Annotated in this window: 20 protein-coding genes; 13 read left to right on the top strand and 7 right to left on the bottom strand. The window is 73.9% G+C overall.

The annotated features are described in order from the left end of the window. Positions 1 to 73: 73 nt before the first annotated feature. Complete coding sequence (locus tag ACFC0B_RS15645) at positions 74 to 766, bottom strand: response regulator (protein WP_376086340.1); 693 nt, start codon at positions 764 to 766, stop codon at positions 74 to 76. A 60-nt stretch (positions 767 to 826) separates the two neighbouring features. Beyond that, on the bottom strand, positions 827 to 2,023 hold the full coding sequence (locus ACFC0B_RS15640; protein ID WP_376086394.1) for a sensor histidine kinase: 1,197 nt from the start codon (positions 2,021 to 2,023) through the stop codon (positions 827 to 829). A 175-nt stretch (positions 2,024 to 2,198) separates the two neighbouring features. On the opposite strand from ACFC0B_RS15640, the gene ACFC0B_RS15635 reads away from it, so the two are divergent. Both ACFC0B_RS15635 and ACFC0B_RS15630 read left to right on the top strand, forming a co-directional pair. Further along, positions 2,199 to 3,254 (top strand): SAM-dependent methyltransferase, encoded by a 1,056-nt coding sequence (locus ACFC0B_RS15635; RefSeq protein WP_376086339.1) that lies wholly within the window; start codon positions 2,199 to 2,201, stop codon positions 3,252 to 3,254. Then, positions 3,251 to 4,420 carry an NADH-quinone oxidoreductase subunit D gene (locus ACFC0B_RS15630; protein ID WP_376086338.1) on the top strand — a complete coding sequence of 390 codons (1,170 nt, stop codon included), beginning with the start codon at positions 3,251 to 3,253 and terminating at the stop codon, positions 4,418 to 4,420. The genes ACFC0B_RS15635 and ACFC0B_RS15630 overlap by 4 nt, the downstream gene beginning before the upstream one ends. Before the next feature lie 72 nt (positions 4,421 to 4,492). On the opposite strand, the gene ACFC0B_RS15625 is transcribed toward ACFC0B_RS15630, so the two are convergent. Continuing rightward, positions 4,493 to 5,320, bottom strand: coding sequence for a hypothetical protein (locus ACFC0B_RS15625; RefSeq protein ID WP_376086393.1), 828 nt, complete (start codon positions 5,318 to 5,320; stop codon positions 4,493 to 4,495). 557 nt (positions 5,321 to 5,877) lie between these two features. On the opposite strand from ACFC0B_RS15625, the gene ACFC0B_RS15620 reads away from it, so the two are divergent. Both ACFC0B_RS15620 and ACFC0B_RS15615 read left to right on the top strand, forming a co-directional pair. After that, positions 5,878 to 6,237 (top strand): hypothetical protein, encoded by a 360-nt coding sequence (locus ACFC0B_RS15620; protein WP_376086337.1) that lies wholly within the window; start codon positions 5,878 to 5,880, stop codon positions 6,235 to 6,237. 240 nt (positions 6,238 to 6,477) lie between these two features. Beyond that, positions 6,478 to 9,459 (top strand): toxin glutamine deamidase domain-containing protein, encoded by a 2,982-nt coding sequence (locus ACFC0B_RS15615; RefSeq protein WP_376086336.1) that lies wholly within the window; start codon positions 6,478 to 6,480, stop codon positions 9,457 to 9,459. A 180-nt stretch (positions 9,460 to 9,639) separates the two neighbouring features. Here ACFC0B_RS15615 and ACFC0B_RS15610 read toward each other — a convergent pair whose 3' ends face one another. Both ACFC0B_RS15610 and ACFC0B_RS15605 read right to left on the bottom strand, forming a co-directional pair. Further along, on the bottom strand, positions 9,640 to 10,191 hold the full coding sequence (locus ACFC0B_RS15610; protein ID WP_376086335.1) for a GNAT family N-acetyltransferase: 552 nt from the start codon (positions 10,189 to 10,191) through the stop codon (positions 9,640 to 9,642). 23 nt (positions 10,192 to 10,214) lie between these two features. Further along, positions 10,215 to 11,624, bottom strand: a complete 1,410-nt coding sequence (locus tag ACFC0B_RS15605) for a hypothetical protein (protein ID WP_376086334.1) — start codon at positions 11,622 to 11,624, stop codon at positions 10,215 to 10,217. Positions 11,625 to 12,005: 381 nt separating this feature from the next. On the opposite strand from ACFC0B_RS15605, the gene ACFC0B_RS15600 reads away from it, so the two are divergent. The 6 genes from ACFC0B_RS15600 to alaS all read left to right on the top strand — a co-directional run bounded on the left by ACFC0B_RS15600 (position 12,006) and on the right by alaS (position 18,446). Continuing rightward, positions 12,006 to 12,839, top strand: coding sequence for an aspartyl/asparaginyl beta-hydroxylase domain-containing protein (locus tag ACFC0B_RS15600; protein WP_376086333.1), 834 nt, complete (start codon positions 12,006 to 12,008; stop codon positions 12,837 to 12,839). 36 nt (positions 12,840 to 12,875) lie between these two features. Continuing rightward, positions 12,876 to 13,748, top strand: coding sequence for a hypothetical protein (locus ACFC0B_RS15595; RefSeq protein WP_376086332.1), 873 nt, complete (start codon positions 12,876 to 12,878; stop codon positions 13,746 to 13,748). Further along, entirely contained in the window at positions 13,745 to 14,344 is a 600-nt protein-coding gene (locus ACFC0B_RS15590) for an LOG family protein (protein ID WP_376086331.1), read from the top strand. Before ACFC0B_RS15595 ends, ACFC0B_RS15590 begins: the two co-directional genes overlap by 4 nt. After that, positions 14,341 to 14,892, top strand: coding sequence for an orotate phosphoribosyltransferase (locus ACFC0B_RS15585; protein ID WP_376086330.1), 552 nt, complete (start codon positions 14,341 to 14,343; stop codon positions 14,890 to 14,892). The genes ACFC0B_RS15590 and ACFC0B_RS15585 overlap by 4 nt, the downstream gene beginning before the upstream one ends. Further along, on the top strand, positions 14,889 to 15,557 hold the full coding sequence (locus tag ACFC0B_RS15580; protein ID WP_376086329.1) for an HAD family hydrolase: 669 nt from the start codon (positions 14,889 to 14,891) through the stop codon (positions 15,555 to 15,557). The genes ACFC0B_RS15585 and ACFC0B_RS15580 overlap by 4 nt, the downstream gene beginning before the upstream one ends. A 228-nt stretch (positions 15,558 to 15,785) precedes the next feature. Then, positions 15,786 to 18,446, top strand: a complete 2,661-nt coding sequence (alaS, locus tag ACFC0B_RS15575) for an alanine--tRNA ligase (RefSeq protein WP_376086328.1) — start codon at positions 15,786 to 15,788, stop codon at positions 18,444 to 18,446. A 48-nt stretch (positions 18,447 to 18,494) separates the two neighbouring features. Here alaS and ACFC0B_RS15570 read toward each other — a convergent pair whose 3' ends face one another. Continuing rightward, positions 18,495 to 19,067, bottom strand: a complete 573-nt coding sequence (locus ACFC0B_RS15570) for a GNAT family N-acetyltransferase (protein ID WP_376086327.1) — start codon at positions 19,065 to 19,067, stop codon at positions 18,495 to 18,497. A 91-nt stretch (positions 19,068 to 19,158) separates the two neighbouring features. Beyond that, positions 19,159 to 19,905, bottom strand: a complete 747-nt coding sequence (locus ACFC0B_RS15565) for a hypothetical protein (protein ID WP_376086326.1) — start codon at positions 19,903 to 19,905, stop codon at positions 19,159 to 19,161. Between the two features lie 192 nt (positions 19,906 to 20,097). Here ACFC0B_RS15565 and ACFC0B_RS15560 point away from each other — a divergent pair, with 192 nt between their 5' ends. From ACFC0B_RS15560 to ACFC0B_RS15550, 3 genes are all read left to right on the top strand, one after another. Further along, the gene (locus tag ACFC0B_RS15560) at positions 20,098 to 21,450 is read left to right on the top strand and encodes an SUKH-4 family immunity protein (RefSeq protein WP_376086325.1); all 1,353 of its coding nucleotides are present in this window, start codon (positions 20,098 to 20,100) and stop codon (positions 21,448 to 21,450) included. A 224-nt stretch (positions 21,451 to 21,674) separates the two neighbouring features. Continuing rightward, positions 21,675 to 22,637 (top strand): Ppx/GppA family phosphatase, encoded by a 963-nt coding sequence (locus ACFC0B_RS15555; protein ID WP_376086324.1) that lies wholly within the window; start codon positions 21,675 to 21,677, stop codon positions 22,635 to 22,637. Positions 22,638 to 23,292: 655 nt separating this feature from the next. Beyond that, the gene (locus ACFC0B_RS15550; RefSeq protein ID WP_376086392.1) at positions 23,293 to 24,120 is read left to right on the top strand and encodes a sugar phosphate isomerase/epimerase family protein; all 828 of its coding nucleotides are present in this window, start codon (positions 23,293 to 23,295) and stop codon (positions 24,118 to 24,120) included. Positions 24,121 to 24,139: the final 19 nt, after the last annotated feature.

Genomic DNA, 24,139 nt, shown 5'->3' with positions numbered 1-24,139 from the left:
CCGGACGTACCGGCCCCATTCTACGGGGGGTCGGGAACGGGACCGAGCGGGCCCGGAGGGGCCCCGGGCGGGCTCAGTCCGCGGCCCCGGCCCGGATCAGGCCCGCCTCGTAGGCCAGGACCACCGCCTGGACGCGGTCGCGCAGGTTCAGTTTGGCCAGGATCCGTCCGACGTGGGTCTTCACGGTGGCCTCGGAGAGCACCAGCCGGGCCGCGATCTCCCCGTTCGACAGGCCCTGCGCGACCAGCAGGAACACCTCGCGCTCGCGCTCGGTGAGCGGGCCGAGGGTGTCCGCGCGGCCGGGGCCGCCCTGCGGGGTGGGCAGCACCTCGGCGAACCGGTCGATCATGCGGCGGGTGGTGGTCGGCGCGACCACCGCGTCCCCGCCGTGCACGGCGCGGATCGCGGCCACCAGCTCGGTCGGCGGCACGTCCTTGAGCAGGAAGCCGCTGGCGCCGGCCTTGAGCGCGGCGAAGGCGTACTCGTCGAGGTCGAAGGTGGTGAGGATGAGCACGTGCGGGGCGTCCGGCAGCGGGCTGCCGTCCTCGGCCAGGCAGATCCGCCGGGTCGCCTGCACGCCGTCCAGCCGCGGCATCCGGACGTCCATCAGGATCACGTCCACCGCGGTGTGCCGGAGCTTCTCCAGGGCCTGGGCGCCGTCCCCGGCCTCGGCGGCGATCTCGATGTCGCCCTGCGACTGCAGGATCATCCGGAATCCGGTGCGCAGCAGCTCCTGGTCGTCGACCAGCATCACGCGGATGGTCAAGGGTGGCTCCTAGGTCCTCGGGGGGAACGGCGGGGGGTCGGTGGGCGCCCGGGGGCCGGGTCAGTGGGCCGCCTTGAGCGGCAGTACGGCGCGGATCCGGAAACCGCCGCCGGGGCGCGGCCCGACGTCGAGGCTGCCGCTGACCATGCCGACCCGCTCGCGCATGCCGATCAGGCCGTGCCCCTGGCCGTCGGTGCCGCCGGCGGCCAGCTGCTCGTCGGTGCTGCCGCGGCCGTCGTCCTCGACCAGGACGGCCAGCTCGCGCTCGCCGAAGTCGACCGAGACCCGGGCGTGCACATCGGGGCCGCCGTGCTTGCGGACGTTGGTCAGCGCCTCCTGGACGATCCGGTAGACGGTCAGCTCGACGCCGCGCGGCAGTTCGCGCGGATCGCCCGAGCTGGCGAAGTCCACCTGGAGGCCGGCCGTGCGGACCTGGTCGAGCAGCTCGGGCAGCTCCTCGACGCCCGGCTGCGGCACGTACTCCTCGCCCTTGGTGTCGGCGGTGCGCAGCACCCCGAGCAGGCGGCGCATCTCGACCAGCGCCTGCCGGCCGGTGGAGGCGATGGTGCCCAGCGCCTCCTTGGCCTGCTGGGGGGAGTTGTCCAGGACGTACGCGGCGCCGTCCGCCTGGACGATCATCACCGAGACGTTGTGCGCGACCACGTCGTGCAGCTCGCGGGCGATCCGCGCCCGCTCGGCGGCGACCGCCACCTTGGCCTGGGCGTCGCGCTCGCGCTCCAGCCGGGACGCGCGGTCCTCCAGCTCCACCAGGTAGGCCCGGCGGACCCGGGTGAGCCGCCCCCAGGCCCAGCAGAGGATGAACGGGGTGGTCATCATCCCGGCATAGAACAGCGACTCGGGAATGGAGTACGCGACGTAGCTGATGTCGCCGTCGGGCAGCCGGGTGGCCTTCTCCGGGTGGATCTGCCAGAACACCAGCGGGCCTGCCAGCAGCCCGCCGGCCAGGGCCGCCCGGGACGTCCAGGGCCGGCCGAACGCGGCACCCGTGTAGGCGAACACCAGATAGGCGACGCTGGAGATCGCCGGGGTGACGTCCAGTGCCACCTGGGTGATTCCGACCGCGATCGCGGCGGCCACCGTCAGGTCGGGGAACCGGCGCCGGAAGACCATCAGCAGCGGCAGTACGACGGCGACGACGACCTGGACCGTGGCGCGCCAGCCGTCGTTGCCGCTGCCCTCCTCCGGCAGCAGGCCGAGCACGAGCACCAACGCAGCCCAGGCGGAGTCGACCACCATGGGGTGACGGCGGAGCCAGGCGTTGAGTCGATGCACGGGTCAAGCGTAGGCAGTCGCGGCGTGTCCCCAGGTCCGCCGGGAGGGCGATCCGTCCTACTCCCTAGGTCGGAGAGGCCGGAGTGCCGATGCCGTACGGCTTGGGCACGTGCGGAGCAGGTGTGTAGCGTCCCGCCCCATGACCTGGATGCGGTGGGCGCCCGCGACCGAGCGCGCCCTCTACGGACCCGACGGCGGCTTCTACCGCAGGCCGGAGGGCCCCGCCGGGCACTTCCGGACCTCGGTGCACGCCTCCGCGCTGTTCGCCCGGGCGGTGGCCCGGCTCCTGCTGGAGGTGGACGCGGCACTCGGCCGTCCGGAGGAGCTGGCGTTCGTCGACGTCGGGGCCGGTCGGGGCGAGCTGGTCGCCGGGGTGCTGGCGGAGCTGCCGGAGGCGGTGGGGGAGCGGTTGCGGGTGTACGCGGTGGAGCTCGCCGACCGTCCGCCGCTGCCGCCCGCCGCTCCGTCCACAGGGCTGTGGACGGAGCGGCGGTGGGACGCGGTGGTGTGGACGGACCGGGTGCCGCGCGGCGCCGCCGGGCTGCTGTTCGCCAACGAGTGGCTGGACAACGTGCCGCTGGACACCGGCGAGGTCGGCGAGGACGGGCGGCTGCGCTACCTGGAGGTGGACACCGCGACCGGCGAGGAGCGGCTCGGCGGGCCGGTCGACGCCGCCGACGCGGCCTGGGCCGCCCGCTGGTGGCCGGCCGAACGCCCCGGGGACTTCACCGAGTTCGGCACCCCCCGGGACGCCGCCTGGGCGGAGGCGGTGGCCGGCCTGGACCGAGGCCTGGCCGTCGCCGTCGACTACGGGCACACCGCCGACCGCCGCCCGCCGTTCCCCACCCGGACCGGCTTCCTGTCCGGCCGCGAGGTGGCCCCGGTGCCCGACGGCTCCTGCGACGTCACCGCGCACGTCGCGCTGGACGCCGTCGCCGTCCCCGGTCTCCACAGCCTGTGGACGACCCAGCGGGAGGCGCTGCGGGCGCTCGGCGTCAGCGGCGCCCGGCCCACGCTCGCCCTCGCCTCCACCGACCCGGCCGGCTATCTGCGGGCCCTCGGCGGCGCCGGGGAGGGCGCGGAGCTGACCGACCCGGGCGGCCTCGGCGCGTTCGGCTGGCTCGCGCAGGCCGTCCGGATGCCGGTACCGGCGAGCCTGGAGGCGCTGCCGGGATGGCAGACTCTCACCCCATGAGGGAGACCACGGTCGGTATCGGGGCGGGAGCCGAGAACTTCACGGGCACGGCGGGCAGCACCGACATGGTGCTCAACATCGGCCCGCAGCACCCGGCCACCCACGGCGTGCTGCGACTGCGGCTGGTGCTGGACGGCGAGCGCATCGTCAGCGCCGAGCCGGTGATCGGCTACATGCACCGGGGGGCCGAGAAGCTCTTCGAGGCCCGGGACTACCGGCAGATCATCATGCTGGCCAACCGGCACGACTGGCTCTCGGCCTTCTCCAACGAGCTCGGCGTGGTGCTCGGCGTCGAGCGGATGCTGGGCATGGAGGTGCCCGAGCGGGCGGTGTGGATCCGCACCCTGCTCGCCGAGCTGAACCGCGTCCTCAACCACCTGATGTTCCTCGGCTCCTACCCCCTGGAGCTGGGCGGGATCACCCCGATCTTCCACGCCTTCTCCGGCCGCGAGGACCTCCAGCACGTGCTGGAGGAGGCCTCCGGCGGGCGCATGCACTACATGTTCAACCGGGTCGGCGGCCTGAAGGAGGACCTGCCGGCCGGCTGGCTCGGCCGGGTCCGCGCCGCCGTCGGCGTCGTCCGCTCCCAGCTGCCGGTCTTCGAGGAGCTGGTGCTGGGCAACGAGATCTTCCGGGCCCGCACCGCCGGGGTCGGCGTCCTCACCCGGGCGCAGGCCGAGGCGTACGGCGTCAGCGGCCCGATCGCGCGGGCCAGCGGCCTGGACTTCGACCTGCGCCGCGACGAGCCCTACCTCGCGTACGGCTCCGAGGAGCTGCGGCAGGTGCTGACCGTGGTCACCCGCGAGGAGGGCGACTGCCTGGCCCGCTTCGAGTGCCTGCTGGAGCAGACGGTCAACGCGCTGGACCTCGCCGACGCCTGCCTGGACAAGGTGGCCGGGCTCGCCCCCGGGCCGGTCAACCTGCGGCTGCCCAAGGTGCTCAAGGCCCCCGAGGGCAGCACCTACGCCTGGACGGAGAACCCGCTCGGCGTCAACGGCTACTACCTGGTGTCGCGCGGCGACAAGACGCCGTGGCGGCTCAAGCTGCGGTCGGCGTCGTTCAACAACATCCAGGCGCTCACCGAGCTGCTGCCGGGGACGCTGGTCGCCGACATGGTGGCGATCCTGGGCTCGATGTTCTTCGTCGTCGGCGACATCGACAAGTGAGCCGGGCCGGCGGGTGAGCGCGGGCGAGGGGGCGGGGCGGACCCACGCCCTCGCCCACCCGCGCCCTCGCCGCTACGCGTCCTTCGCCGCCTTGGGCTTCTTCGCCGGGTCGGCCGGGTGCGGGGCCACCTTCCGGTCGCCCTTGGTGGCGATCCGCTCCTCGCACAGCCCCGCGAGCACCCGGTAGGCGGCCCGGCCCATCAGCTCGGTCAGCTCCGGGCGGTAGCTGACGTAGACCGGGTCGGCGCCCTGGTGGGCGTCCGGGCTGCCGGTGCACCACCAGTGCAGGTCGTGCCCGCCCGGGCCCCAGCCGCGCCGGTCGTACTCGCCGATGGTGACCTGGAGGTAGCGGGTGTCGTCCGGGCGGTCGATCCAGTCGTAGGTGCGGCGCACCGGCAGCTGCCAGCAGACGTCCGGCTTGGTCTCCAGCGGCTCGCGGCCCTCCTTGAGGGCGAGCGCGTGCAGGGCGCAGCCCGCTCCGCCGGCGAAACCGGGGCTGTTCACGAAGATGCAGGCGCCGTTGACCCGCCGGGTCTGGCGGTCGCCGTCCTCGTCGAACATGGTGATGCCGCCGTCGGTCCTGATCCGGCCCTTGGCGTCGGTGCCGTGCGGGTGGTTCTCCCACAGCTCCGGGGTCAGCCGGGCCGCGTGGCCGGTGACGCGCTTCTCGTCGTCCTCGTCCGAGTAGTGCGCGCCCAGCGTGCAGCAGCCGTCGGACTCGCCCCGGCCCTCGCGGATGCCCTGGCAGCCCTGGCCGAAGATGCACGACCAGCGGGAGGTCAGCCAGGTCAGGTCGCAGCGGAAGACCTGCTCCGCGTCGTCCGGGTCGGTGAACTCGACCCAGGCGCGCGGGAAGTCGAGCGGGACCTCGGGACGGAGCTCGGAGCGGAGCACCGGCATCGCGAGGTCGACGGCGGCCGGGCCGACGGCCTTCGGCTTGGCCTTCTTCCCCTTGGGGGTGCTGGTGCTGTGCTTGGACGTGTCTGCTGCTGCCACTCGGCAAGGGTAGAGCCTTCGCGGGGCGGCGAACCGTCCGTGGCCACGGGGTTTACGGTGAGTTCACCGCGCGGTGGCCGGTGGCCGGCGGGGCGTGGGCGGCGAGCGGCGGGTTCCGGTGGCCGGGGGTGGGGTTCTCGGTGGGGTACGCGGTGGGAGCTCGATGGGGTGCTCGACGGGGTGCTCGATGGGGTTCTCAGCGGGGTGCGAGGTGGGTGCGCGGCCGCCGTGAGGGCCGGGTGAAAGGGCCGTCGGTGGACGCCGGGGAAGGGTGGGGCGGTGCCAGGGCCGGTCCTCTAACCCCCGCCGTCCGCCCGAAGGGTGGGCCGTGCGGCGTCCGGGTGCGTGTGGGCCCTGGGGGTACCTCCCGGCCGGGGGCCGGGGGCGCGTCGGACGGCAGGCGGGGGTCCGAGAACGGGCCCTAGGATGGCGGCCGGTCCATGACACGGGGAGGTGCCGGGATGCCCGGCGGCGCAAGCGAGTTCGTCATCAAGCCGTGGGAACTGCACGGCGAAGGGCGGGAGTTCGAGCGGATCTCGGCGGACTTCGGGAAGGCCGCCGCCGCCCTGGAACAGGGGCTCGCCGCGCTCGGCGGCCCGTGGGGCGCGGACGGGCCCGGCAGCGGGTTCGCCGCCGTCTACCGGGAGGCGCACGGCGGGCTTATGGGCGGGCTGCGCGGGCTGGCCGGGCGGCTCGGGACGGTCGGCGCGGGTCTGCACGGCATGGCCGAGCGGACCGCCGACACCGACACCTCGGCGGCGAGCGCCTTCGCCGGGGGCGCGGCGGTCGGCCGGGGCACCGCCAAGGACCGCTCGGCCTGACGGCCGCCGCGCGCACCGTTCGGGGCCCGCCGCGCGTCCCTCCGGTGGGGCGGGGCGCCGCCCGGGTCCGTGGGGCCCGTGGGGCCCGTCTCCCGGGTCTCCGTCGGGGCGCGCGCCCCCAGCCTGGCGGCCGGGAGGTACCCCCGGGGCACGCACGGCCGCCGGGCCGGGGAAGCCGCGGCCCGATCCGAGAACATCCGAGTGACAGGCTCCGCGCCCGTCCGTCGAAGGGGGAAGCGCGTGTCACGGAAACTGCCCGAGGAACTCGTGCCGGTCCTGGCCCGGACCGGCCGCCGGTGGCCGCTGGCCGACGAGGAGGGGCTGCGCAAGGCGGCCGGGCTCTGGCGCGAGTTCGGCACCGAGGCGGACCGGCTGGCCAAGCGCGGTGGCGACGCCGTGCAGCGCGTCACCGGGGACAACTCGGGCCGCGCCGTCGAGGCCTTCGCCGCGTACTGGCAGGCCTTCCGCGGCGGCGGCAAGGGGCACCTGGACGACGCGCACTCCGCCGCCGGGCTGGTCGCCGGCGCCTTCGACGCGGCCGCCCGTGCCGTCGACTCCTGCAAGGCCGACATCGTCGCCGCGCTCAACGAGCTGGCCGCCGAGCTGAAGAAGGCCGAGGAGCAGGCGGCCCGGGCCGCTGCCGCTGCCGCGGCCGCCTCGGCGCCGGGGACGGGCGCGGGGGCGGGGGCCGGCGTCGGCGGGGTCTTCGACGCGGCGCGGCAGACCGCCGGCGCCGCCGCCGAACAGGCCGCCCGGGCGGTGGCGGCCGCCGCGGTGGAGGCCGCCGGGCTGAAGATCGGCGGACTGCTGGAGGAGCTCGGCCGGGCGATGAAGGACGGCCTGGGCGCCGCGCTGCGGGAGCCGGCCGTGGTCGCGCTGCTGCGCCTGGCGCCGCCGGGCGCCGAGGGCGTGCGGGCGGCCGGGTACCCGGGCGGCGTGGGCGGGGCCTTCGACCCGGTGGCCGCCGGACTGCCCGCCGTCCTCGGCGAGCCGGGGGTGCTGGGCGGCCCCGCCGGGACGGGGCTGGCCGTGGTGCTCGGGCAGGACGGCAAGCCGGTGGTGGGCGTGCCCGGGCTGGCCGTGAAGCTGGACGAGGCCGGGCGGCCGGTCCTGGACGAGCACGGCGACCCGGTCATCGTGCGCGCCGACGGTACCGCGGTGGCGAACGCCGAGGGCCTGCTCGTCGTGCCGGGTCCGGACGGCCGGCCGGTGGTCGGGCTGGAGAACCTGGCGGTGAAGCTGGACGAGCACGGCCGGCCGGTGCTGGGCGAGGACGGGCGGCCGGTGCTGACCGGGCAGGACGGCCGGGAGATCACCGGGGTGCCGCTGGCCGGGGCCGCGGGGGCGGACGGGCGGCACGGCCGCGGGCCCGGTGACGACGGGGTGGGCGACGGGGGCGGCGACGGCGCGGACGGTGGCGCGGACGGGAACGGCCACGCGCGCGGGCCCGGCGCGCCCGGCGTGGGCGGGCCGGTGGCGGCGGTGGCGGCCGGGGCGGACGTCGTGCTCGGGGCGGGGGCCCCGGGAGTCTTCGGGGCCTCCGGGGACGGTCCCGGGCCCGAGGGCGTGGTGACCGGTCCCGGTCCGGGCGGCCACGGGCCCCGTCCGGGGCCGGAAGGGTTCACGGACGGCCCGAGCACAGGTGGGTCCGGCGGTGGCGGTGGCGGCGGTGGTGGGGACCGGGCCCCGGGCGGGTCCGGTCCCACGCCCGTCCACCACGCCGACGGGGGCGGGGGAGGGGGCGGCGGTCCGACCGGCTCCTCCGGGCACGGCCGCGCGGCCGACGACGACTACCTGCTGCCGCCGGCCGCCGCGCCTGCGCCGAGCCCGGCGCACGGCGCGGGCGGCGGGGGAGGCGGTGGCGGTGGGTACGTCGCCGCGCCGGTGACCGTGCGCACCGACTCGGTGCTCGCGCCGCCCGCACCCCAGCCCGTCACCGCCTACGACGTCCCGGGCCCGGCTCCGGCTCCGGCTCCGGCCGCGGGCGGCTGGACGGCCGTGCCCCAGGTCGCCGCCCCCCACCCCGGTTCCCACGCCGCGCCGTTCACCGCGCCGCCGAGTACCGGCGGCGGGGCGGTCGGCCCGGGACCGCTGGCCGTGGGCGCGGCCCCGGGCCCGTCCCCGGCGCCGGGGACGTTCGGCGCGCACGGCGCGGCCCCGTTCGGCAGCGGGATCGGGGCGGGCGCCCCGGCCGGCCCGCCGTCGACCGCCCCCGCGCCGGGATCCGCGCCGTCGACCGCTCCCGCGCCGGGCGCTCCGGCTCCCCGCGCGGCCGCCGGGGGCGCGCACCCGGCCGTGGTGCCGGTGGGCCCCGCGGTGCCGCTGCCCGTCCCCCCGCCCCCGGCGGCTCCGCCGGCGGCCGGGCCGCCCGGCGCGGGCGCGGCCCCCGCGCCCGCACCCGTTCCGGGCCCCGGCCCCGCGCCCGGGCGGTCCGACGACCACCCGGACGGCCACCACCCGCACCGCCGCCGTCCGGACGGTGCGGCCGCCGACGTCCAGCCCGGGCTCGTCTGGGGCGTGGTGCCGGTGGCCACCGCGCATGCGACCGCCCTGCACCTGGCCATGCGCGCGCTGCGCGCGGACGGTGTCCCGGGCGCGCCCGTCGTCCCGCTGCGGACCATCGCCGACAGCCGGCCGACCGGTCTGCCCGGCGGACTCGGCCCGGTCGACCCGGAGCACCAGCGCGAGCTCGAACGCCGGGTGCCCCGGGACGCAGACGGCCTGCCCGTGCGCCACCCCGACCCCGCGGCCGGGGGTTGGACCGAGGTGGTCAACGACGGCGGGTACCGCGCACCGGGGCGGGCCAACAACAGCCTGGAGATCGCCCTCTCCGCCGTGGACACCTTCACCGGCCGGCCGACCTGCGCGGCCCCGCGCCTCCCCACCGAGGGCGACGCGGGCGAACGCGGCGGCCGCGACCGCGCCGAACGCGAACTCGGCGCGCCGTTCCGCGACCTCGGCGACGGCGAGCAGGCCTTCGCCCGCCTGGCGGGCGAGCTGCGCCGGGCCGGCCACGGCGCCCAGGCCGTGCTGCTCACCGTGGACGGCTTCGGCCGTCCGCACGCGTGGAACGCGGTGAACCACCGGGACGCCGTGACCTACCTCGACCACCAGGCGGGCCGCCAGGCCCCCGCCCCGCTCCACCCCGCCGACCACGGCCTCTGGGCCATCGCGCTCACCCCCGAAGGCCGCCCCCTCGACCTGCTCGCCCCCACCCCGTGACCCCCGCGACCGTTCCCACCACCCCCTGCCCCTGCCCGGTCCCAGGGTTTTATGCAGACCGGTCTACAGATTCAGTGCAAGGGAAGGTAGACCGGTCTACATATTCCGCTCGTACAACGGTGAATTCTGTAGACCGACCTACATATTCGAAGCTGCCCGGCCCACGAGGCAGCGCCAGGACTACCGCTCAATCCTCGACGCCCACTCCTGCTCCAGGATCGAGTAGGTGATCGAGTCGCGCCAGGCACCGTGCACGAAGACGTGGTCGCGGATCCGGCCGTCCTCGGTCATCCCCGCACGGAGGAGGGTCCGTGCGGAAGCCTCGTTGAGGGGGGACCGGGCCGCCCAGATGCGATGCAGGCCGAGGCTCTTGAAGCCGAGGGAGCACAGCAGATGAACGGTCTCCGTGCCGAGACCCCGGCCCCACTCGGCCGGGTGGAGGGCGAACCCGATGGTGGCGGCCTGCTGCGGCTCGGTGGCCAGACGCGCGTAGCCGATCAGCCGGTGCTCGCCGAGCCTGGTGACGGCGAGGCCGTACTCGGTCCTCGGTGTGTCCCCGGCGGAGTCGATGGACCGATCGATGATGGCCTGCACCTGGTCGCGGGTGCGGGGTTCGAAGCTGAGGTACCGGGTGGCCTCGGGGCTGCCGTAGATCGCCAGGAGGTCGTCGGTGTCCCCGGGTTCGACCTCGCGCAGGGCGACGCGGGAGCCGGCCGGCTGGACTGGAGTCATGGGTGCGGAGCCTATCCGCAGGGTCACCGGACGAGGACCGAGGTCGGGGCGGCGGTGAAGGCCTCGATCTCTCCGCGCAGGTCGGCCGCCGCGCCACCGCTGCTGCGACGGCCGGTGCCGTGCAGGGCGGCGTGGACGCGTTGGGCGCTGCTGACGATGCCGAAGTTCCGTTGTTCGACGGGGAGGTCGAGCACGGGGCGGACGGCTTCGGCGGCGCCCTCGATCTCGCCTCGGGCGATGCGGGCGAGGGCGAGGTCGGTCTGGGCGCCGGCCTGGTCGCCGAAGGCCCACTCGTCCTCGGAGGCGTTGCGGTAGGCGGAGACGGCGGCTTCGGACTGGCTCTCGCCGAGGGCCGCGTCTTCGCCGAGCTGCACGGTGGCCTCTGCGACGTAGTAGAGCTGGCGGGGCAGCGGGAAGGCCATGATGCCACCGAAGGCGTCGAGGTCGTCGGGTTCGACGGTCGCACGGGCCTCCTCGGCCTGTTGGATCGCGAAGCGGGTGGCCTCACCGTTGCCGAGGAGAGAGTGGGCGCGGGCGGAGAGACAGGCCAGCCAGACGCTGGTGGTGCCGCGGATATCGCCGATGGTGTCCTGTCCGAGGGCGGCGTAGTCGGCGGCCTCGCCGGGGCGGCCGGCCCAGTAGGAGATGAGCGACTGGAGTGAGCGTACCCAGGCGCGCATGGCGTGGTGGTCGGCGTTGTCGGCGCAGACGAAGGCGGTGCGGGCCTGCATCATCGCGGCGCTCGGGTTTCCCAGGTCGTGGCTGGCCTTGGCGAGCATGCCGGAGGTGATCCCGGCGAGCAGGTACAGCTCCCGGGCCTGTGACGGCTTGACGCGGCCGTGCTCCAGCAGGCGGAAGGTGAGGTCCTGAACCTCGACCAGGTCGCCGAGCAGGGTCGGCAGCGCCAACTTCGGGTAGGCGACGGTCAGCCGCCGCACCTCCTCGTGGATCTGGCCCAGGGTTTCCGGGCCGATGCTGCTGCCCTCCGCTATCGCGGTGAACCGAAGTGCACGACGAGCCGCCATCGTGACCTGCCTTTCCAATTCCGTGGTGCCCGCGTCGAAGCGGGGCTCGCTGCTGGAGGGGCCATCGACGGGCAGTACCGTTGCCCGCTCGGGTGGGAGAAGGACAGGGGCCGGCCGTGGCGGCGGGACGACGAACGAGGCGGCGGTAGCGGGCACGGATACGGGGCCGGCCGGTGCGGGTGCGAGGAGTTGGTCGACGCCGACGCCGAACATGGCCTCCAGTACCCGGCACTGGTCCGGGTATGGGCGGGTCTTCACCGCGCCGCCGTACCAACGCTCGAACTGCCGCTTGGAGACCGACAGACCCCGGAGCCGGGGGTCGCGCTCCTGATCGGCGGTCGAGTTCGCCGTCGCCTCGAACCGGAGGCGGAAGGTCTCGTAGACCTGCCAGTGCCGCTGAAGCGTCAAAACTCTTAAGAGTGTGGGAGTTTCAGCCATCACGGATCATCTCAGTCCCCGTTCGTCTGCTCTGACGATAGCCATCATGGCTTGACAGGAAACCCGTTCGAGGCCGTCCCGGCCCAGATGACGGCGGCCGTGACGGCAGTCATGGCGCACTCCGACATGGCTCCGGTCTCACTGCAGGCCAGGGCGGCGGGATGGTGGCGGCGGCCGCGTCGTATCGGTGCCGCATTCGGCGCCGCCATCCTGAACGCAACGTCGCTGTCCGTGTATGAGCGGAAGCGAAGCGTGAGATCAAGGGCGCTGGGACCGGCGCCCGATCGACTCCATCCAGCATCACGTGCAGACCGGCTCGCCGTACCGCGAGCCGGCAACGGGAGGGAACCGATGGACATCACCCTGACCGCTCTGGTCGGGCAGATCGCCCAGCTGGACGCCGTGGACTCCGCCCACTTGGAGCGGATGCGCCACGAAGCCCTGACCGCCCAGGCCCCCTGGAAGGCGGAGTACGGCGCCTACCAGTCCGGCGGCTGGTGGACCACCTCGCTGATGAACGCCTCTGGTGACGCCGCCGACGTGACGATCGGAGACTGCGCGGCCCGGCCTACCGACCTGCTGGGCCGGATGCCGGCCACCGCCGCGTTCCTGGCCGACCTCGGCCTGGACTTCATGTGGGTGCGGCTCGCCCGGCTGGAGGGCAACGCCTTTCTCTGGGAGCACCGCGACTACGACGACCTCGACCAGGTCGAGCGGCACCGGCTGCACGTCCCGCTGCACACCAACAGGTCCGCCTTCCTGGTCACCGGCGGCACCAAGGTGCACATGACGGGTGGGCGGATCTGGCGGCTGACGCCGACGTACGCCCACGGGGTGTGCAACCTGCTCGGCCCGGACCGGATCCACCTGATCGCCGACGTGTACGCCGACGACGCCTACCGCCACCTGGCCCGCCGTCCCGCGCTCAGCCCGGTGGTCGCGGAGCCGTTGCCCGTCGCCGACCAGACGGTCCTCGCCGCGCGGCTGGAGAGCGCCCGCAACATGGCCACCCTCGGCTACACGGAGGCGGCCGAGCGGATGCTGCTGCGGCTCTTCTACACCTACGCCCTGCCGGAAGGCACGGTCTACGACCTGATCGCCGAACTGCACACCTCCCTCGGCGACATGGAGGCCGCGACCCGCTGGGACACCGCCAAGCGCCGCCTCCTCGCCATCCCCGCCTGATCCCAGCCCGCACCCACGCCCGGAAGGAAGAAGCGCATGCCCACCCTGCAACTGGCGGCGATCACCCAGGCCAACCGGCCCGCGCAGCTGCCGCTGCTGTCGAAGCTCGCCGACATCCTGGCCACCTCCCCGGCGGTGACCCACCTGATGGTCCGCGGGTCGCTGGCCCACGGCACTGCCGACCGCCTGTCCGACGTCGACTTCGTCGCCGGCGTCCACGACGCCCGGTTCCCGTCGTTCGTCGAGGCCCTGGACACCCTGATGCCGGTCGAGGTCGGCGCCCTGCTGCCCGGTTGGCGCGACACGATCGTCGCTGACCTCGGCGGCGTCGGGATGGTCTTCCTCGTCCCGGACGAGGGCAAGCTCCACCAGATCGACCTCTACGTCGCACCGGCCTCCCGGATCCCGCGGCTGCAGGAGACGGTCAGCACCGCCATCCTCCTCGACCGCCAGCCCGGACCGGTCACCGCGCCGGACGTCGCGGCGGCCGAGAGCTTCGCCGCCGCCTTCCTCGCCCGGCCGCGCTCCTGCGCCGAGCTGCTGATCGAACACCTGGTGCTGGCCGTTCTCCTGCACAAGCGGATCAAGCGCGGCCAGCGGTTCGTGGCGTACTCCGAGTGGCACCGGCTGCACACGGCCACGAAGGACCTGATCAAGACCGCCCTGGCCCCCGCCTCGCGGTTCTGGGGCTGGTACCAGCTGCGCGAGGAGATCGCCGTCACCCCGATCGGCCGCGCCTGCCTGGGCGACCTGGACGCCGCGATCAGCGGCCCGGCCATCCCGGAGGCGGCCGACGTCACCGAGGCGATCGAGCGGGTGCTCGCCCTGGCCGAGCGGGCCTGCCCGCAGGCGCTCGACGGCCTGCACGACGCCGTCGCCGCCTACCGCACCTACCAGGAGCTGGTGTGAACGCACTCCACCTCGCGGGCCCGGCCGCCAGCCGGGCCCGCGAGGGCCTGACCGCCGTCTTCTTCGGCGGCGTCGTCCCCGCCTCCGCCCAGGAGGGGACGCTGGCCGAGGAGATCGGCCGGTCCCTCGCCCAGGCCGGGTACCAGCTCCTGCACGGCGGCTACAACGGGCTGATGGAGGCCGCCGCCCGCGGAGCCGGAGGCCAGGGAGCCACGGTCACCGCCGTCACGCTGACCGGCAAGCACGACGAGTGGGGCGCGTTCAACCCCCACACCACCCTGTCCGTCCACGTGCCCGACCCCGGCGCCCGCCTCAACCACTACCTGGAGAACGCCGACCTGGTCGTCGCCATGGGCGGCGGAGTCGGCACCCTCCACGAGCTGACCGCCGCCCTCTACTACGCGACCACCATCCGGCCCGTGCCGGTCTGTCTCGCGGGCGCGTCGGCCCTGCGCCTGCTCGCCTTCCTACGCGAGGAGCGGTGGCTGTACGAGACCCCGACCCGGCCGCTCGGCTTCCTCACCACCGCCGAGTCCGCCGACGCCTTCCGCGCCCACCTGGCCTCGCTCGACACCACCCCGATCGGAGGAGCATGACCACCCGCACCCCGTCGGCCGGCCTCGCCGCCCGACTCGCCGAAACCGCGTGCGTCAACGCCCCGTTCAAGCTCGCCGACGGCGGCCGGCTCGACGCGTACTTCGACGAGTACCGGCTCGCCTCCGACCCCGCGCTGCTGCGCGACACCGCCACCGCCATGGCCGACCTCGTCCCCGACGACGCCCAGGTGCTCGCCGGCATCGAACTCGGCGGCGTCCCCCTCGTCGTAGCGCTGTCCGCGGCCACCGGCCTGCCCGCCGTCTTCGTGCGCCGCAAGCCCAAGAGCTACGGGTCGTTCCACCAGGTCGAAGGCCTTCCCATTGACGGCCGCCGCATCGTCCTGGTCGACGACGTGGTCCGCTCCGGCGGCCAACTGCTCCACATGGCACGCATCCTGCGGATGGTGGGTGGACCGGTCACCCACGCGCTGTGCGTCCTGGAGCGCCCGCTCGGCGGCCGGACGCTGCTGGCCGAGCAGCGCGTCACGCTGCGCTCGCTGTTCACCGAGGCCGACCTGCCGGCGCCCCGGGCGGGTGGTGCCGCGTGAAGCGGGCCGTTCTCTTCGACCTCGACGGCGTCCTCGTCGACAGCCGGGACGCCCAACTCGCCACCCTGGCAGGCTATGCGACCGTCGCCATCGGCAAGCGGGTGACCGTAGCCGATCTCCCGGCTGGCGCCGCGACCACCCCGCGCGAGTACGTTCTATCCGACCTCGGACTGGACGGATCGATCAACGAGGAAGGCTGGGCCGCGGCGAGCGCCACGGCCACCCTGACCGCCGAGGTGTTCCCGTACGTCGCCGAGACCCTCGCCGCGCTCCGCGAGGCGGGAGTCGGCACCGGTGTCGTCACCCTGCGAAGCCGCGAACGGGTCAACTGGCTGCTGCCGCAGGGCATCCTCGACCAGCTGGACACCGTCGTCTGCTACGAGGACGCCCAGCCCAAGCCCGCCCCCGACGGCGTCTTGCTCGCCCTCGACCGACTCGACGTCCCTCCGAGGGCGGGCATCTTCGTCGGCGACACCGAGACCGACATCCGCGCCGCCCACGCCGCGGGTGTCACCGCCGTCGGCGCCGGCTGGGGATTCGCCGGCCCCGAAGCGCTCACCCGAGCCGGAGCCCACCTCGTGATGCCCCGCGCCGACCACGCCGCCTTCGTCCTGCCCCTCCTGGTTGGCATCGGCCGTCAGGAGGACAACTCCAAGCGATCTTGACCCCGGAGCCGCTACTGTTGGTGGCGCAGCTGCAGCGCACCGTTGCGTCCGTTGTCGGCTGCGCCACCTCAGAGCGACGGATACCGGAGTCATGGTCTACACCGTGGGGGCGCGAGCTATCTGCGCCGAGCTGGAGAACTGAGAACCACTCAGTCCTCGTTCTCGGCCCGGCTCGGCGTGTGATCACCCCCCACCTCTCCGCGACTCTTCCGTGAGGGCCCTACCGCCATGCGCTCGACGCAAATCCGCTCCACCTTCCTGGACTTCTTCACCTCACGCGGCCACCGCCACGTCCCGTCCAGCCCACTCATCCCCTCCGACCCGACCCTGCTGCTGGCCAACGCCGGCATGAACCAGTTCAAGCCCTACTTCCTGGGCGAAGTCTCCCCGGAGTACCCCCGCGCCACCACCATCCAGAAGTGCGCCCGCACCTCCGACATCGACAACGTCGGCCGCACCAACCGGCACGCCACGTTCTTCGAGATGATGGGCAACTTCTCCTTCGGCGACTACTTCAAGGCCGACGCCATCGCCTACGCCTGGGAACTCCTCACCCAGGGCTACAACCTGGAGAAGGACCGCCTCTGGATCACCGTCCATCAGAGCGACGACGAGGCCGAACAGCTCTGGCGCAAGATCGGCGTCCCCGCCGAACGCATCCAGCGCCTCGGCGCGGACAACTTCTGGGACATGGGCGTCCCCGGCCCCTGCGGCCCCTGCTCCGAGATCAACTACGACCGGGGCCCGGCCTTCGGACGCGAGGGCGGACCGGCCGTCGACGGCGAACGGTACGTCGAGATCTGGAACCTCGTCTTCATGCAGTCCATGCGCGGCGAGGACGACGACAACGGCACCTTCCCGATCCTCGGCGACCTCGCCCAGCAGAGCATCGACACCGGCCTCGGCCTCGACCGCCTCGCCGCGATCCTCCAGGACGTCGAGAACGTCTGCAGCACCGACCTCCTCCTGCCCACACTCACCACCGTCCAGGAACTCGCCGGCCGCGACTACCCGGGCAGCGGCTCCGGTGTCGAGGAGAAGGTCTCCTTCCAGGTCGTCTCCGAGCACGCCCGCTCCATCGCCTACCTCATCGCTGACGGCGTCCTGCCCGCCAAGGACGGCCGCGGCTACGTCCTGCGCCGCCTGATGCGCCGCGCGATCCGCCACGCCCGCATGCTCGGCATCGACCGGCCCGTCCTCGCCCCGGCCACCGCCAGCGTCATCGCCAACCTCGGCGACGTCTGGCCCGAACTCACCAGCCAGGCCACCCTCATCGAGCAGGTCGTCACCGCCGAGGAAGAATCCTTCACCCGCACCCTCACCCAGGGCACCCGGCTACTCAACGCCGCCATCACCCGCAGCCGCGACAGCCGCTCCACCGCCCTCACCGGAGACACCGCCTTCGAACTGCACGACACCTACGGCTTCCCCGTCGAGCTGACCATCGAGGCCGCCCGCGACGCTGGGCTGAGCGTCGACGAGGAGCGCTTCACCGCCCTGCTCGCCGAACAGCAGAAGCGTGCCAAGGCCGGCGGTAAGGCCAAGACCGTCGAGGCCCTGCGCCGACAGGACGCCTACCGCGAACTGTCCTCCCGCCACGGTCGCACCGACTTCACCGGCTACGACCGCCTCGACACCGAAGCCACCGTTCTCGGCCTCATCTCCGACGGCACCGTCGTGCCCGGCGCCGACCAGGGCAGCACGCTCGAACTGGTCCTGGACCGCAGCCCGTTCTACGCCGAGTCCGGCGGCCAGGTCGGCGACACCGGCACCATCCGCACCACCGGCGGCGCGCTCCTGGAGGTCCTGGACACCAGGCTCGGCCTGGAAGGCTTCCACGTCCACACCGTCCGCATCCGCGAAGGCGAGATCCGCACCGGCGAACAGGCCGAAGCCCTCATCGACGGCCCGCGCCGCGACGCCGTCGCCCGCTCCCACTCCGCCACCCACGTCCTGCACGCCATGCTCCGCCGCACCCTCGGCGACCACGCCCGCCAGCACGGCTCCCTCGTCGACGCCGGCCGCCTGCGCTTCGACTTCGCCCACTTCTCCGCCCTCGACCCCACCCAGCTCGCCGCCATCCAGGTCCTCGTCAACGACCACCTCCTCGACGACCCCGAAGTCCGTATCTGGCACGCCACCCGCTCCGAAGCCGAGGCCGCCGGAGCCACCGCCCTGTTCGGCGAGAAGTACGGCGACCACGTCCGCATCGTCGACATCGGCGCCTTCTCCCGCGAACTCTGCGGCGGTACCCACGTTCCCCACGGCTCCAACGCCGGCCCCGTCCGCATCCTCGGCGAAGCCTCCATCGGCTCCAACCTCCGCCGCATCGAAGCCCTCACCGGCCGCGACGCCCTCACCTACCACGACACCGAACGCCGCCTCCTCGAAGAACTCTCCACCCTCCTCGGTACCCGCCCCCAGGACGCCCCCGACACCCTCCGCAAGCGCCTCGACGCCCTCACCACCGCCCAACAGGAACTCGCCCGCCTCCGCGACGCCGACCTTCGCGCCCGCGCCCAGCAACTCGCCGCCACTTCCCGTACTGTCCCCGGCGGTAGGCTCGTCATCGAGAAGGTCACCGGCGTCGGCCCTGACGAACTTCGCACTCTTGCCACCAACACCGCCGACCTCCTCGACAGAGACTTCGCGGTTGTCGTCCTCGGCACCGGACATGACGGCAAGGCCCTCCTCGCCGCCGCCATCACCCAAAGCCTTCACGACGTCGGCACCCATGCGAGCCAGACCCTCATCGCCGCCGCACGCGAGGTCGGCGGCGGGACCGGTGGTAAGGGCACCGTCGCCAGTGCCGGCGGACGTCGCACCGGAGCACTCGACGAAGCGCTCGTCCTCGCCGCCAAGGACGCGACCCGAATTCTCAGTCAGTAGGGCCAGGCCAGCCGGCCCGGGCTGGCGGTATTTTCCTTCACCAGGGCGTCACCGCCAGCCCGTGCTGTCGTCGCATTGTGCAGCCAGGTCCTTCAGCAGAACAACGCTCTCGTAGTTGGTCACGTCCCACCGCCATGTTCCGACTGGCACATAGCCTCTCCTGCGATACCAGCCGACCAGCTCAACGGCTTGGACCGACGTGTCGATGATCGCCTCTGCGGCCCCGAGCGCAACAATGCGATCCTCCGCCAAAAGCAGCAACTGCTGACCCAGCCCCGTCTTCCGGTGACCGGGATCGACTGCCAGTTGCCAGAACGATCCCGCTCCTGTCGGGGCCGGATACCCCTCAGGCGTTTCGTATGGGGCCGCCACGGTCACCGAGCCCACCAGCTCAGCGCCAAAGAAGGCGAGCCAGCACTCCCCCTTCAATATTCGGGCGGCTGTGTCCTGTGCGGACTGGTAGGCGGCGAAGAAGACCCGACCTGCCTCGGCGTGCTCGGCATAAGCGCGATGAAGCAGGCGGGTCAGATCGCCCACGGAATCGCCAGTGGTGAAACGCCGTACCGCGAAGCCTGCGTGGTGGGCCTGCGGTTCGGGGACGCCAGATGATGTGGATGCCACATTGACCAGTGTCGGCCGGTTGCCACCGCCCGGCATGGCGTGACACAAGCTGACCCCATCTACTGTTCACGGTGGCCCGCCCCCGTTGCCTTCAGAGCGGATTGCCGGGCGGTATGGGGTCGCTCGGCCGGCTTTGCGCCTGGCGTCGTTCCTGCATGGCCTCGTACCTCCGCGCTCTCTCATCGCGGATGCCTGGCGCATTGGCCAGGCCGTAGCTTTCAGCCAGATCCTTCAGCCTCTTGTCGATCCTGTCGAGTTTGTCTTCAAGCTGCTTCGTAGGGCGCTTCCCCATAAGCGACTCGGCCCATGTGCTGAAGTCGACGGTATATTCCAGAGTCTCGATCGGCCCGTAGGGCCCATCGGACTGGACAGTGAAGTGGTAGGCCGTGGGCAGGTCGCTTTTGAATCGCTGCTGGTCATCGAGTAGGTACTCCAGCCGGCGCCCCGGCGGAAGCATGGGAATCGTGCGGTCCAGGGCTCGCTGCAACATCTCGGTCAGGTCATCGCCCCAGCCAGACACCAGCGGCGGATCGGCGCTGATCCGCACGTTGCGAGCAACACTTGGGCCAATGTTCTCAATGACGACTACGAGAACTCCCGAGGACGGGTCGCTAGGCTGGATATCGACGATGACGTACGGCTCGTTCTGCTCCCGTTGGGCCGCTCTTGCGTGGTCCAGCTGCTGACGAGCGATGGTGACCTGCTCGTCGGCAGCACGGGCCTGTTGTTTGGCGGACTCGGCCGCCGAGGACGCGCTTCTGGCTTGCGCCACGCTTGTGACGGCGGCTCCCAGGGCAACGACCCCAGCACAAACGGCGATCCAGTCTCCTGCGTCCATGGCTAGAAGGTACGGCAGATGAGTTCTGGCACCGAGAGGATGCCTTCCTGCTCCGGAGTATGAGAGCAGTCCGGACCGCACCGGTGCGGTCCGGGCCGGCGCCGTGGTGGCGGGCGGCTGGTCGGTGGGGCGTGGGTCGGCACAATGAGGTGGGCGCGGCGGGGCCGGGCACGAGGGATCGGAGGGGCCGCGGTGGCGGTGACGAGGGCGGCGGCGATCGAGGCGGCGCACCGGTGGATCAACGGGGACCTGCCGACGGCGCGGGCCCGGCGGGTCCGCTCGCACGAGTTCGAGCTGGGCTGGGTGGTCTGGGCCGAGCCCCCGCCGGTCCACGTGGACCCGCTGACCGGCGAACGCCGGGCACCCGAGGAGATCGGGGCGGCCTGCGCCGTGGTGGACCGGACGGACGGCCGGTTCACCGTCTGGCCGTCCGTCCCGGTGCCCGAGGTGGTCCGGCTGTACCGGGACTTCGTGGGCGCGGGCGGCTACGACCCCACCCGGCCGCCCGCGACCGGCCGCGGCACCCGGGCCGAGCTGACCTACCGTGACGCGGCGGGCGAGCGGCGGGTGCTGGCCCTGCGGTCGGCGCCCGGCCTGCCGCACCCGGCGCTGCGCGGCTGGTGGTGGCTGCGCGACCGGGGCGTCCGGCCGGAGGAGGTGCTCGCCGTCCGCACCGACCTGCGCCTGAGCGCCCTGCCCGGCGGCTACTGGGCGTACGCGCTGGCCGCCGAACTCCCCGGCGCGCGCCTCGACTTCGACCTGCCGTACGGGCCGCGCTCCGACCACCGGGCGGCGGCCGTCCGCGCGCTCGCGCAGGAGGAGGGCACCGGCCCGGCCCGCAACCGGGTGCCGTTCCCGCGCGCCGTCCCGCCGGCGTCCGTCCCGCCGGCGTCCGTCCCTTCGACGCCCGCCGAGGAGGGACGCGCGCTCGCGGAACGGCTGACCGCACGGTTCTGCCCGGACGGCGTCCGGCGGTTCGCCGCCGCGGACGTCGCGCGCGCCGACCTGCCGGCGGAGGACGCCCGGATGCTGCTGACGGTCGGCGTGCCGGCGGCCGTCGAGGGCTACTTCGCCCTGCACGACCCGCGCCCGGACCCCGTCCTCGGCGGCACGCCCCTCGCGGCCGCGCCCCCCGAAGGCCTCCGCCCGGCCGGGGTGCTCGCGCCGGTGGCCGACCACCTGGCGGCGGCCGGCCGCGGCACCCGGGTGGCCGAGCGGGAGCGCCGGGCGCTCGCCCCGCAGCTGGTGCTCGGTACGGACGGCTGGGCGCTGATCACCCTGGACACCGCCTGCGGCGCCGTCCGCGCCGTCGACCCCGACTACGCCACGGCCCGCCACTGCAACGCCTCGCTCAGCGCCTTCGTCGGCTCCCTCGACCTGTTCGCCGGCTGGCTGCCGGGCCTGCGCGGGCTGGACCCGGAGGCCGCCGGGGCGGCCGTCGCCGACCTGCAGCGCGCTCTCGCCGCGCTGGACCCGGAGGTCTTCGCCGACCCGGAGAACTGGTGGGCGGTGATCGTCGAGCAGCTCTGGGACGGCCTGCTCTGAACGGTCCGCTCTGAAGGGCCCGCTCCGCCCTGCCGCACCGCCCCGCCGCACCGACCCTCCGCCTCCCGGGTGAACGCCGGAACAACACCGTCCGAATACCGTTCGAACGACTGTGCCGAACCCGGCCCGGGAGGCCCGCCGGAGCCGCGATCAGCGCCCGGACCAGCACGAACACCCGGCACGACCGGTCTCTTCCGGCGCCGGATCGCGTAGCGTGGAGAGTTATGCGACTCGGTGTTCTCGACGTAGGTTCCAACACGGTCCACTTCCTCGTGGTGGACGCCCATCCGGGCGCCGCCCCCCTGCCCGCCTACTCCCACAAGGCCGAGCTGCGGCTCGCCGAACTCCTCGACGAGCAGGGTGCGATCAGTGGGACCGGCGTCGAGCGGCTGATCGGGATGGTCGCCTCCTCGCTGCGCGTCGCCGAGGACAAGGGCGTGGTCGACATATTGCCCTTCGCGACCTCCGCCGTGCGCGAGGCCGCCAACGGCGAGGCGGTGCTGCAGCGGGTCGCCGAGGAGACCGGTGTCGAGCTCCGGGTGCTCTCCGGTCAGGACGAGGCCCGGCTGACCTTCCTGGCGGTCCGTCGCTGGTTCGGCTGGTCCTCCGGCCGCCTGCTCAACCTCGACATCGGCGGCGGCTCGCTGGAGATCGCCTGCGGTCTGGACGAGCAGCCCGACGCGGCCTGCTCGCTGCCGCTCGGCGCCGGCCGGCTGACCGCCCGCTGGCTGCCCGGCGACGTCGCCGACCCGGAGCAGCTGCGCGGCCTCAGGCGGCACATCCGCGCCGAGATCGCCACCGTCGTCGGCGAGATCTCCCGCCTCGGGGCCCCGGACCACGCCGTCGCCACCTCCAAGACCTTCAAGCAGCTCGCCCGGATGACCGGAGCCGCCCCGGCCGACGCGGGCCCGTACGCGGACCGCCGGCTCACCCGCAACAACCTCGCCGCCTGGCTGCCCCGGCTCTCCGCGATGACCGTCGCCGAACGGGCGCAGATCCCCGGCGTCTCCGAGGGCCGGGCCAAGCAGCTGCTGGCGGGGGCGCTGGTCGCCGACGCCGCGATGGACCTGTTCGGCCTGGACGAGCTGGACGTCTGTCCCTGGGCGCTGCGCGAGGGGATCATCCTGCGCCGCCTGGACGCCATGGACAGCGCCGCCGACCGCCGCCGGCCCGCCCTCACCCCCTGACGGACGGCGCCCGGGACGGCGGGGCGGGCCCTGATCCGCTCCCCGTTCCGGGCGCGGTCCGCTTACGCTGTCTCCCGTGGCGCAACCAGCGGGCGAGGACGGAACGCGGGAGGGCCGCGCTCCCGAGGACGGGCAGCCGCGGCACGACACCCCGCGCCGTACCGGCCGCGACACGGCCGCCGCGCCCTCCACCGCCGGGACCCCGGATCCGGCCCCCGGCCCGCCCCCGGAGGCGGCCGATCAGGCCGATCAGCCCGCCCCCGCCCCCCGGCCCGCCCGCCCCCGCAAGCTCGGCAAGGCCGCCCGCGAGGCCGCCGGCGGCGTCGCCGAGAAGGCGGCTCGCAAGGCCGCCACCCGGGCGGCGGCCAAAGCGACCAAAGTGACCAAGCCGACCGAGGCGACCAAGGCGACCGAGGCGGCAGGCAGGACCGCGGCCGCCGCCCCCGGCAGGACCGCGGCCAAGCCGCCCGGCAAGGCCGAGGCCCCCGCCGAGGCGGTCCCCGGCAAGGCCGAGGCCCCCGCCGCCCAGCCCGCCCGCAGCACCCGCACCGCCCGGGCGGCCGGCGCCGCCAAGGCCGCCGTCCAGTCCGTGAAGTCCGTCAAGGCCGCCCGCCAGGCCGCCGCCCGCCCCCCGCTGCTGCGCACCACCGACCGCCTGGTGCTGCCTACCCACCCGACCCTGCACATCCCGGACACCAAGGTCGCCCTGTCCACCGCCTCGGTCTACCCGGCCAACACCGCGATCGCCTTCGAGCTGGCCGCCAAGCTCGGCTACGACGGCGTCGAGGTGATGGTCTGGAACGACCCGGTCAGCCAGGACATCGAAGCGCTGCGCCGCCTCTCCGACGCCCACGGCATGCCGATCCTCGCCGTGCACGCGCCGTGCCTGCTGATCACCCAGCGGGTGTGGACCACCGACCCGTGGACCAAGCTGGTCCGCGCCCGGGCGGCGGCCGAGAAGCTCGGCGCCAGCGCGGTCGTCGTCCACCCGCCGTTCCGCTGGCAGCGCCAGTACGCCCGCGAGTTCGTCGAGGGCATCCACCGGATGGCGGGGGAGACCGACGTGCGCTTCGCCGTCGAGAACATGTACCCGTGGCGCTACAAGGACCGCGAGATGCTGGCGTACGCGCCGGGCTGGGACGTCACCGACGAGGAGTACCGGCACTTCACCATCGACCTGTCGCACGTCGCCACCTCGCGGGTGGACGCCTTCGCGATGGTCGACCGGATGGGGGAGCGGCTCGCCCACATCCACCTGGCGGACGGCTCGGGCTCCGGCAAGGACGAGCACCTCATCCCGGGCCGGGGCAAGCAGCCCTGCGCCGAGCTGCTGGAGCACCTCGCCCGGACCGGTTTCGACGGCCACGTGGTGCTGGAGGTCAACACCCGCCGGGCCGCGTCGCCCGCCGAACGTGAGGCCGATCTCGCCGAGGCGCTGGCTTTTACCCGCTTGCACCTGGCCACCCCCGCGCGCGTACGCTGACGGCATACGAACTGTCTTA

It is taken from the genome of Kitasatospora sp. NPDC056184, assembly GCF_042268405.1.
GTDB lineage: Bacteria > Actinomycetota > Actinomycetes > Streptomycetales > Streptomycetaceae > Kitasatospora.
Note: the sequence above shows the minus strand (reverse complement) of the source record. Positions and strands in the feature narration are given on the sequence as shown.